We start from the raw sequence: 9106 nt of genomic DNA on the forward strand, positions 1-9106 counted from the left end.
GCTATTCCCGACACGCCGGGACCCACCGTCCTGGGCCGCCCTGTCAGCGGCCACTGCCTGCGTCAGCTCACGAAGTCGCCGACGACGCGCTCCCACCGCTGCGGGTCGGTGTTCCACTCCTTGCAGTGGCGGGCCAGCTGCCACTCCTCGTAGGTCACGAGGTCGGGACGGTGCTGGGCGAGCGCCCGCGACGGACCGACCGGCACGAACTCGTCCTCGGCCGAGTGCACGACGAGCATCGGGTGGCGCAGCTCGCCGGCCCGGCTCACCCAGTCGGTGCGTGCGACGTCGACCGACTCGTGCACCCCGACGAACCGCTTGCCCCACCCCCGGCCCATCATCGAGCGCGACAGGAGGCCGACGCCCCTGGGCAGCCGGTGCAGCCGTGCGTGGTGGTCGAGGACGTCGCCCCAGTCGATGACCGGCCCGTCGAGCACGACCCGCGAGACGACGTCGGCCATCGGCGAGCGGTCGAGGAACTGGAGCACGATCGCCCCACCCATCGACCAGCCGACGAGGACGACCTCCTCGGCACCGGACCGGACGGCATACTCGACCGCCGCCTCGAGGTCGCGCCACTCCGAGAGGCCGAGGTTGTAGCGGCCGTCGGGGCCCGCGGGCACGTCCTCGTCGTTGCGGTAGGTCGGGACGAGCGAGGTCAGTCCGGCGGTGTGCAGCGCGGGCAGCGCCCGCAACGTCTCCTGGCGCAGGGCGCCGCGCCCGTGGACGCACACCGCCCACCTCGTGCCCCGGCCCTCCGGGGACGGCACGAGCCAGGCGGGCATCCGGCCGAGCTCCCCGGGGAAGTCGACGGACTCGGTGCGCAGGCCGAGCGCCTGCTCGGGCGTGCCCGCCCAGTAGTAGCCGTCGAAGCGGGCACCGCCCGGTCGCAGCTCGCCGTGGTCGGTGCCGTGGACCTCGCGCTCGACCGTGCCCGCCGCGGCGTCGGTGGCGGTGATGTCACCGATGCGCGCGTGACCCTCGCCACCGTCGAGCCACAGCCCGTAGCGCCCCGGGACGACGGTCTCGTCGGTCGCCGAGAGCAGCACGCGGCCGTCGCGGACCTCCAGGATCTCGGTGTCGTCCGGCCGCTGCCGCTCGGGGGTGAGCACGCGACGGGCGAAGTATGCCGCCGCCGCCAGCGAGCCGGCCGCGCTCGCGAGCGTCGTCGTCGCCCCCACCGCCGCCGCCGCGACCGCCGCCCGACGCAGGCCGCGCGCCTCAGCCATCGAGCACGTCGGCGAGGTCGTAGGACACCGGCTCCTCGAGCTGGGCGTAGGTGCAGGACTCCGGCTCGCGGTCCTCGCGCCACCGGACGAACTGCGCCGTGTGACGGAACCGCACCCCCTCCATGTGGTCGTAGCGGACCTCGACGACGCGCTCGGGACGCAGCGGCGTGAAGGACAGGTCCTTGCCCGCGGCCCACCGGGACTGAGCCGCGTTCTGCGGCGTCCGGGTGCCCTCCTCCTGCTTGGCCCACGCCCACGGATGGTCGTCGAAGTCGGTGACGAGTGGCTGGAGCTCCTCGAAGAGCTCCCTGCGCCGCGCCATGGGGAACGCGCCGATGACCCCGACGCTCGCGAGCGTGCCCTCGTCGTCGTAGAGCCCGAGGAGCAGCGAGCCGATGAGGTCGTCGCCGCTCTTGTGCGTGCGGTAGCCGGCGACGACGCAGTCGGCGGTGCGCTCGTGCTTGAACTTGTGCATCGTGCGCTTGTCGGGCTCGTAGGTCCCGTCGAGCGGCTTGACCATGACCCCGTCGAGACCGGCCCCCTCGAACTGCTCGAACCACTCGCGCGCCTCGTCGGGGTCGCGGGTGGCCCGGGTGAGGTGGATCGGCGCCTTCACCGACGCGAAGGCCTTCTCGAGCTCGGACCGACGCACCTCGAACGGCTCCCCCATGAGGTCGCGCTCCCCCAGCGCCAGCAGGTCGAACGCGACGAAGCTCGCAGGGGTCTCGGCGGCGAGCTTCTTCACGCGCGACGCCGCGGGGTGGATGCGCTGCTGGAGCAGGTCGAAGTCGAGCCGGTCCTCGCCCGGCCGCACGAGGATGATCTCGCCGTCGACGACGCACCTGTCGGGGAAGTTGGCGAGCACGGCCTCGACGACGTCAGGGAAGTATCGCGTCATCGGCTTCTCGTTGCGGCTGCCGATCTCGACCCGGTCGCCGGAGCGGTAGATGATCGACCGGAACCCGTCCCACTTGGGCTCGTAGCTGACGTCGCCCTCCACGAGCTTCTTGCTCGGTTTGGCGAGCATGGGCGAGATCGGCGGGACGACCGGCATCTCCCACTGCTCGCGCAGGTCGGCGTCGCGCTCGGCCTTGGGCCTCATGTAGTCCTCGTCGGCACGGTCGGCCCGACGCTTGCTCGGCTGCACCCGCGGTGGCTCGCCTGGCATCTTGGGATAGTCCGGCGGGAAGTTGAGCTCGCCGAGCCCGCGCTCGACGTCGGCGTCCCAGAGCGCGAGCGCCGGGGCGATGTCGCCGACGGCCTCCCCCATGTCCGCCCACGCGTCACCCCGGTCGGCGAGGATGCCGGGCACGGTGACCACGGTGAAGTCGCCCGGGCTGACCGAGCCCAGCTCGTCCCACGTCACCGGCATCGACACCGGCGCGCCGGGCAGGGGGCGCGGGCTGTAGGCCGACGCGATGGTGCGGTCGCGGCAGGCCTGGTTGAAGTCGACGAAGACCCGCTCCCCGCGCTCCTCCTTCCACCAGCTGGTCGTGACGAGGTCGGGCAGGCGGCGCTCGAGCTCTCGGGCGATGCCGATGACGCCGTGGCGCACGTCGAGGAACTCGTGGGTGGGGCGGATGCGTGCGAAGACGTGCACGCCGCGGTTGCCCGACGTCTTGGCCCAGCCGGTGAGACCGAGCTCGGTGAGCACCTCCCGCAGCGCGAACGCCGCCTCGACGGCGTCCTCGAACGAGCGGCCCGGCTGCGGGTCGAGGTCGATGCGGAGCTCGTCGGGGTTGTCGTTGTCGGCGGTGCGGACGGGCCACGGGTGGAAGGTCACGGTGTTCATCTGCACCGCCCAGGCGGCCGCCGCGACCTCGTCGACGACGAGCTGGTCGTGGCGCCGCCCTGACGGGTAGCGGCAGGAGACGGTGCGGATCCAGTCGGGCATTCCCTTGGGCGGGTTCTTCTGGTAGAACTCCTCGCCCTCGATCCCTTCGGGGAAGCGCTGGAGCGTGACCGGACGGTCCCCGATCGCGCGCACGAGCGGCTCCCCGACCGAGACGACGTATGCCGCGAGGTCGCCCTTGGTGATCCCCTCACCGGGCCACATGAGCCGGTCCGGGCTGGACAGGCGCACCTCGCGCGTGCCGTCCGGCCCGTCGATCTCCAGCGTCGTCGCACCCGTCATGGGCACACCCTAGTGACGCGCCACGACACCGGAGCCGAACGCGCGAAGGCCCTGCTGACCGGCGCGGACGCCCGGTCGGACCCGCGGCACCCTCCCGGCGCGAGAAGTTTGCCGAATGCTTACCCAGCACTACAGACAAAAGTGTGCAAACGGCATACGGTCTGTGGGTCTCTCCCTGGGACTCCTCCCTGTTCACCCGAAGGGTCTGTACATGTCCGCTCTCACCCGTCGAACGTGCGCCGCCGTCGCCGCACCGCTCGTCGCCCTCCCGCTCGTCGGCGCCACCGCGCTGCTCACGGCCGCCCCGGCCTCCGCCGTCTCCACCACCGTCCTCATCTCCGAGGTCTACGGCGGTGGCGGCAACTCCGGAGCCACCCTGACCCACGACTTCATCGAGCTGTCCAACAAGACGGCAGGGGCGCTCTCGCTCGAGGGATGGTCGGTCCGCTACTGGTCGAGCACGGGCACGACCTTCTCCTCCACGCCGCTCAAGGGCTCGATCGCCGCCAACGGCTACTACCTCATCCAGCAGGCCAAGGGCAGCGGCGGCACCACCGCGCTCCCGACCCCGGACGCCACGGGCTCGGTCGCGATGTCCGGCACCAGCGCACGTGTCGCCCTGGTCAACGGCGCGGGCGAGGTCGTCGACCTGCTCGGCTGGGGTTCGAACGCGGCCTCCTACGAGCGTGCCCCGGCTCCGGCGACGACGAACACGACCTCGGTCGCACGCAAGAGCGCCTTCGTCGACACGGACGACAACTCCGCCGACTTCGCCGTCGGCGCACCGACGCCGCAGACCTCAGGCTCGGGCGGCGGCACCGACCCCGAGCCCGAGCCCCCGACTGCGGCGACGATCGCCGAGATCCAGGGCACCGGCGCCTCCTCGCCGCTCAACGGCAAGCTCGTCACCACCAAGGGCGTCGTCACCGCGGTCTACCCGACCGGTGGGTTCAACGGCTTCTACCTCCAGACGCCGGGCACCGGCGGCACGACAGACGCCACCCCGGGCGCGTCCGACGGCGTCTTCGTCTTCGGCCGCACGAGTGTCGACGTCGGCGACTGCGTCGACGTCGCCGCCACCGTCGAGGAGTACAACGGCCTCACCGAGCTCACCAAGGTGACGGCCGTCGCCCCCGCGACCGACTGCGCGCCCGTGACCCCGACGCCGCTCGCAACGCTTCCGGCCACGGACGCCGAGAAGGAGCAGTACGAGGGCATGCTCGTGCAGCCGCAAGGCACCTACACGATCACGAACAACTACCAGCTCAACCAGTACGGCCAGGTCGGCCTCGCCGTCGGTGACGAGCCGCTGCGCACCGCGACCGACGTGGTCCTCCCGGGTGCGGCGGCCACGGCATACGAGGCGGAGAACAGGAAGAAGTACGTCACCCTCGACGACGGCTCGAGCTGGGACTACATCCGCAACGAGGCAGCTCAGGACTCACCGCTGCCCTACCTCTCGCAGAAGGAGCCGATGCGGACCGCGTCGCAGGTGACCTTCAGCAAGCCGGTCATCCTCGACTACCGCTTCCAGTGGAACTACCAGCCCACCGGCCAGGTCGTCGGGGCGACCGACGCCGACGACCCGGTGACCACCGAGAACGACCGTGAGACCACCGCCCCGGCCGTGGGCGGCAACCTCAAGATCGCCACGTTCAACGTCCTCAACTACTTCACCGACCTCGGCGAGACCGAGGACACCTTCAAGAACTGCCCGTTCTACGCGGACCGCGACGGCACCCCCGTCACGACGAACTTCTGCGAGGTCCGTGGTGCGTGGACGGCCGCGGCCCTCGCGGACCAGCAGGCCAAGATCGTCACTGCGATCAACGGTCTCGGCGCCGACGTCGTCTCCCTCGAGGAGATCGAGAACTCCGCGGGCATCTCCTACCTGCCGGGTCAGTCGCGCGACAAGGCGCTCGCCACGCTCGTGACGGCGCTCAACGAGGCCGGTGGCACGTGGGCCTACGTGGCCTCGCCGCTCGTCACCCCGAGCAACGAGGACGTCATCCGCACCGCGTTCATCTACAGGAAGGACCGGATCCAGGCGCTCGACGCGTCGCAGATCCTCCTCGACCCGGCCTTCGCCAACGCCCGCTACCCGCTGGCGCAGAAGTTCAAGGCGCTCAACGCGGGCAACCCGTTCGTCGTCATCGCCAACCACTTCAAGTCCAAGGGCTCCGGCGTGGATGACGGCACCGGCCAGGGCAACGCGAACCCGTCGCGCATCGAGCAGGCCAGGGCGCTGCGGACGTGGGCGAACACCCAGTTCGCGGACGAGGCCGTCTTCCTCGTCGGCGACTTCAACTCCTACTCCAAGGAGGACCCGGTGCGCGAGATCGAGGCGGGAGGCTTCACCAACCTCGCCGAGCGCTTCGACGCCGGGTCGGCGAGCTACCAGTTCGACGGCCGCCTCGGCTCGCTCGACCACGGCTTCGCCAACGCCAAGGCGCTCAGGATGGTCACCGGCGCCGGCATCTGGGACATCAACAGTGACGAGTCGGTGGCGATGCAGTACTCGCGTCGCAACTACAACGTCACCGACTTCTACACCACCGGACCGTGGTCGTCCTCCGACCACGACCCGCTGCTGATCGGACTCGCCGTCAACGGCCGCGGACCCCGCTGAACGGACGCTGCAGCACCGACCGACGGCCGTGTGATCGCGGCCTGACGTCACCCTGACCTACGCATGGGCCACCAGACCCCCGGGAACGTTCCCGGGGGTCTCGTGGTTGGCTCATGACATGGAGCCTTCGAACCGCACGTATGCCGTCACCAAGACCGATGAGGAGTGGCGCTCCGAGCTGAGCCCCGAGGAGTACGCCGTGCTGCGCCAGGCGGGCACCGAGCGTCCCTACACGGGTGAGTACACCGACGCCAAGACCGAGGGCGTCTACTCGTGCCGCGCTTGTGGTGCCGAGCTCTTCACCTCGGACACCAAGTTCGACAGCCACTGCGGCTGGCCGTCCTTCTACTCCCCTCTCGCCGGCGACTCGGTCGAGTACCTCGAGGACGCGTCGCTGCCCGGCCGCCCGCGCACCGAGGTCCGCTGCGCGTCCTGCGGCAGCCACCTCGGCCACGTCTTCGAGGGCGAGGGCTACGACACCCCAACCGACCAGCGGTTCTGCATGAACAGCATCGCCCTCACCCTCCGCCCCGCCGGCGAGGCCCCCACCGCCTGACCTTGCCCGAAGGGGGACCGTTTTACTCCGTCCCCGCTAAACGGGCCCGGAGCAAGAGAACTGATCTCTTGCTCCGGGCCCGTTTCTCTTGCACGGCGGGTCAGGCGCTATCCGCCAACAGAGCACGACGGACCTTCGCCGAGGCCCGACCCGGGACGTCGAGGTCGAGCCACGTCGCACGAACGAACAGCCAGCCCTCAGCCCGCATGTCGTCCTCGCGCCGCTTCTCACCCCAGAGCACGGCCGGGTCTCCCTCGGCGTACTTCATCCTCCCGTCGATCTCGATGAGCAGGTTCGTCCCCTTGACACGAAAATCCGCGCGTCCGATCACGGAGCCGTCGGCTCGGCGCACGACGAACTGCGACACGACCTGTATGCCGTGTGACGCGAACTCCACACGCGCGCGGCTCTCCGCGACGGACTCGGCCTTGGCGTCGACGTGCGTCATCATCGAGCGAGGCCGGTGCGAGCGCGACCACGTGGCGACGGCATCGACGGCGGCATTGAGCTCCTCCTTCGAGACCAGGCCGCGATGCAGTGCGGCGTCGGCCGAGACGACTCCTTGGACGATGCCGTGGTCCATACACAGCTGCACCAACGCCTCCGCGAGCGGCACACTCGGGCCCCAAGGTCCGTCCACCACGGCGGTGCGCAGCGGCCGGACCCGAAAAGGCTTGGGTCCAGCCTGACGGTCCACGGGACGCAGCAGCTCAGGCTGGTCCAGCGCGAATCCCCACACCGGCAGCCCATGAGCCAGCACGGCCGTCACGCCGGTCAGCACGGCATCCTCATAGAGCAGCTGGGCGCCGGCGGCCATGTGCCCTTGCCACGCTGCGGCACCCGGTTGGACAAGGGCCGCCACGGCATACAGGCCACGCGCCGGATGGCGCACCGCCCCGGAGCGGACGGCCTGGCGCAAGGCCTTGCGGCCCACCCCAGCGGCGTTCGCCTGCTGCGTCGTGAACATGCCCCGCTGGGCGGCGGCGAACCGCGCGATCTCCTGAAGACTCATCCGGGCAGCCTCACCGGACCTGCCTGGGGTTCGACAGGTTTGCCTGCCCTTCCTGTGGACGGAAGCTCCACGTGGTCGGCCCTGTGGACAGGTGCTGCGCAGGACCCGGGCAGGACCCGTGCAGGACCCGCACAAGAGAAACGGTCCCCGAGCAGGAGAACAGTTCCCTTGCTCGGGGACCGTTTTCCGGGGATGGCGGAAAACGGTCCCCGCCAAGGGCGTCAGCGCTGGCGGGCGATGAGGTCGGCGACCTCGACGCGGGGGCCGGTGAAGAACGGCACCTCCTCGCGCACGTGCATCCGGGCCCGCGACGCGCGCAGCTCACGCATGAGGTCGACGATGCGGTGCAGCTCGTCGGCCTCGAAGGCGAGCACCCACTCGTAGTCGCCGAGGGCGAACGACGCGATCGTGTTGGCCCGGACGTCGGGGTAGTCGCGCGCCATCTGCCCGTGCTCGCGCAGCATGTCGCGGCGCTCGGCGTCCTCGAGGAGGTACCACTCGTAGGAGCGCACGAAGGGGTAGACACAGACGTAGTCGCGCGGCTCCTCACCGGCGAGAAAGGCCGGGATGTGGCTCTTGTTGAACTCCGCCGGGCGGTGCAGCGCGGCGTTCGACCACACCGACGACAGGTGCGCGCCGAACGAGGTCTGCAGCAGACGGTGGTAGGCGTCCTGGAGGTCCTCGATGCGCTCGGCGTGCCACCACACCATGAGGTCGGCATCTCCGCGCAGCCCGGCGACGTCGTAGAACCCGCGCACGACCACGTCGCGCGACTCGAGGTCGGCGACGAGCTCCTCGACCTCGGCCGCCATCGCCGCGCGGTCCCCGTCGCCCAGCCGCTCGGTGACCTCGAAGACCGACCACATCGTGTAGCGGATCGTCTCGTTGATCTCGCGCATGCGCGCGGGCGTGGGCTTGCTCGGGACCGGTCGGCCGGACGGGGTGCTCATGGTGTCATTCTCCCGCGCGTCCCTCGAGCGCCCGGAGGTGGGTCAGGACGACGTCGGCGGCGAGGTGCGCCGACCCGATCACGGCCGGGATCCCGACACCGTCGTAGGCCGCCCCGGCCACCGCGAGCCCGCGCACCCCCGCCACGTCGGCGCGCACCCGCTCGACCCGGTCGACGTGCCCCACGGCGTACTGCGGCAGCCCACCACCCCACCGCTGCACGTGGCTGTCGAGGACCTGCAGCGGCCCGGACCCGACCGCCTCCGCGATCTCGAGTGCGGCGAGCGCGACGAGGTCGGCATCGTCCCGCTGGAGCGTCGCGTTCTCCCCCGCCCGCCCCACGGACGCCCGCACGTATGCCGTCCCGTCACCCTCGTCGGCGAGCCACCCCCACTTGGCTGAGCTGAAGGTGCTGGCCTTGATGCCCCGGCCGTCGACCGGGGGCACGAGGAAGCCCGACCCCTCCCAAGCGGCGACCTGCTCGGCCGGGAGCGCCAGCGTGATGACCCCGACCGAGGCCACCTCGACCCCCGCCAGCTCGTCGGCCGCGACCGGGGCGTGCGGACGCAGCAGCCGCGCGGCGGCCGGCGGCGGCACG

7 protein-coding genes are annotated in these 9106 nt (G+C 71.0%); 2 read left to right on the forward strand and 5 right to left on the reverse strand.

The features are described from left to right. Positions 1-62 precede the first annotated feature (62 nt). Together N798_RS10570 and N798_RS17820 are read right to left on the reverse strand one after the other, a co-directional pair. A complete protein-coding gene (locus tag N798_RS10570; RefSeq protein ID WP_035948271.1) occupies positions 63-1229 on the reverse strand; it encodes an alpha/beta hydrolase family protein in 1167 nt (388 codons plus the stop codon). Continuing rightward, positions 1222-3363 carry an ATP-dependent DNA ligase gene (locus N798_RS17820; protein ID WP_084100511.1) on the reverse strand — a complete coding sequence of 714 codons (2142 nt, stop codon included), beginning with the start codon at positions 3361-3363 and terminating at the stop codon, positions 1222-1224. Before N798_RS17820 ends, N798_RS10570 begins: the two co-directional genes overlap by 8 nt. Before the next feature lie 211 nt (positions 3364-3574). On the opposite strand from N798_RS17820, the gene N798_RS10580 reads away from it, so the two are divergent. Continuing rightward, positions 3575-5992, forward strand: coding sequence for an ExeM/NucH family extracellular endonuclease (locus tag N798_RS10580; RefSeq protein ID WP_035948272.1), 2418 nt, complete (start codon positions 3575-3577; stop codon positions 5990-5992). A 118-nt stretch (positions 5993-6110) separates the two neighbouring features. Continuing rightward, positions 6111-6548: a peptide-methionine (R)-S-oxide reductase MsrB gene (msrB, locus tag N798_RS10585; RefSeq protein WP_035948273.1), complete on the forward strand. Its 438-nt coding sequence runs from the start codon at positions 6111-6113 to the stop codon at positions 6546-6548. A 100-nt stretch (positions 6549-6648) separates the two neighbouring features. Here msrB and N798_RS10590 read toward each other — a convergent pair whose 3' ends face one another. The 3 genes from N798_RS10590 to N798_RS18395 all read right to left on the reverse strand — a co-directional run. After that, a complete protein-coding gene (locus N798_RS10590; RefSeq protein ID WP_035948275.1) occupies positions 6649-7560 on the reverse strand; it encodes a type IV toxin-antitoxin system AbiEi family antitoxin domain-containing protein in 912 nt (303 codons plus the stop codon). Between the two features lie 221 nt (positions 7561-7781). Then, positions 7782-8510 carry a hydrogen peroxide-dependent heme synthase gene (gene hemQ, locus N798_RS10595; protein ID WP_035948276.1) on the reverse strand — a complete coding sequence of 243 codons (729 nt, stop codon included), beginning with the start codon at positions 8508-8510 and terminating at the stop codon, positions 7782-7784. A gap of 4 nt (positions 8511-8514) precedes the next feature. After that, positions 8515-9106: protoporphyrinogen/coproporphyrinogen oxidase (locus N798_RS18395; RefSeq protein ID WP_035948277.1), on the reverse strand; the 592-nt coding region annotated here is incomplete at its 5' end.

This window comes from Knoellia flava TL1 (genome assembly GCF_000768675.1).
Taxonomy (GTDB): Bacteria; Actinomycetota; Actinomycetes; order Actinomycetales; family Dermatophilaceae; genus Knoellia; species Knoellia flava.

Coding starts and splice junctions, on each gene's coding strand:
- N798_RS10570 (WP_035948271.1), bottom strand. CDS start 1,229: ATGGCTGAGGCGCGCGGCCTGCGTCGGGCGGCGGTCGCGGCGGCGGCG.
- msrB (WP_035948273.1), top strand. CDS start 6,111: ATGGAGCCTTCGAACCGCACGTATGCCGTCACCAAGACCGATGAGGAG.
- hemQ (WP_035948276.1), bottom strand. CDS start 8,510: ATGAGCACCCCGTCCGGCCGACCGGTCCCGAGCAAGCCCACGCCCGCG.
- N798_RS10580 (WP_035948272.1), top strand. CDS start 3,575: ATGTCCGCTCTCACCCGTCGAACGTGCGCCGCCGTCGCCGCACCGCTC.
- N798_RS10590 (WP_035948275.1), bottom strand. CDS start 7,560: ATGAGTCTTCAGGAGATCGCGCGGTTCGCCGCCGCCCAGCGGGGCATG.
- N798_RS17820 (WP_084100511.1), bottom strand. CDS start 3,363: ATGACGGGTGCGACGACGCTGGAGATCGACGGGCCGGACGGCACGCGC.